The 889-nt window shown below is 67.3% G+C and carries 1 protein-coding gene; it reads left to right on the forward strand.

The genetic code is table 11. The features are described 5' to 3' along the window. Nucleotides 1-889 (forward strand): alanine racemase (locus tag ASD34_RS08020; RefSeq protein WP_235510004.1); only part of this gene is annotated, 889 nt, incomplete at both ends.

An 889-nucleotide genomic window follows, 5' to 3' on the forward strand; every position in this document is an offset into this window, starting at 1 on the left:
TACGTTGATCGCCAACCAGGTGGTGAGCGATGAGGACCTGGCAGGCATCCAGATGCTGCTGGCCCAGCATGCGGACCTGCGTGTCGTGTTCCTCGTTGATTCGACGGCGCAGCTGGCGCTCATCGAGGACTGGGCGAAGCGCAATCCTGCCAGCGTGCCTTTTGACGTGATGCTCGAGATCGGTGTGCAAGGTGCACGCACGGGCTGCCGCACGCATGCGGAAGCGGCCGCCGTGGCCAGCGCGGTGTGCGCCAGCAGCGCCGCGAAGCTGGTGGGCATCGAGAGCTACGAAGGCCTGAACGCCACCGGCTCCACCGAAGAGGACACCGCCTTCGCCAAGGCGCTGATGGACCGGATCGAAGCTGTGGCGCGCCACTGCGACACGCACAAGCTGTTCGAGACCGACGAAGTGCTGGTGTCCGCCGGCGGTTCGGCCATCTTCGACCTCGTGGCCGGGCGGCTCAAGCCTGCACTGGGTTCACCGGTGCGCGGCCTGCTGCGCTCGGGCTGCTACGTCACGCACGACCACGGCTTCTACAAGCGCATGGTGAGCGTGGTCGACCAGCGCCTGGGCTGCGAGTGCGGCGAGGGGCTGACGCCGGCGATGGAGGTCTGGGCCAACGTGCAGTCGCGACCCGAGCCCGGCCTGGCGATCCTGTCGGTGGGCAAGCGCGACATCTCCTTCGACATGTCGATGCCCATCCCCATTGCGCACGCGGCACGCGGTGCATTGCAGTCGCACGCTGTGCCTGCCGGCTGGAAGATCACCGCACTGAACGACCAGCACGCCTACCTGCGCTGGGACGAGAGCGAAGAGGCCGATGCACCCAAGGTCGGCGACCGCGTGGGCCTGGGCATCTCGCATCCCTGCACCACCTTCGACAAGTGG

It is taken from the genome of Variovorax sp. Root473 (assembly GCF_001426505.1).
GTDB lineage: Bacteria > Pseudomonadota > Gammaproteobacteria > Burkholderiales > Burkholderiaceae_C > Variovorax.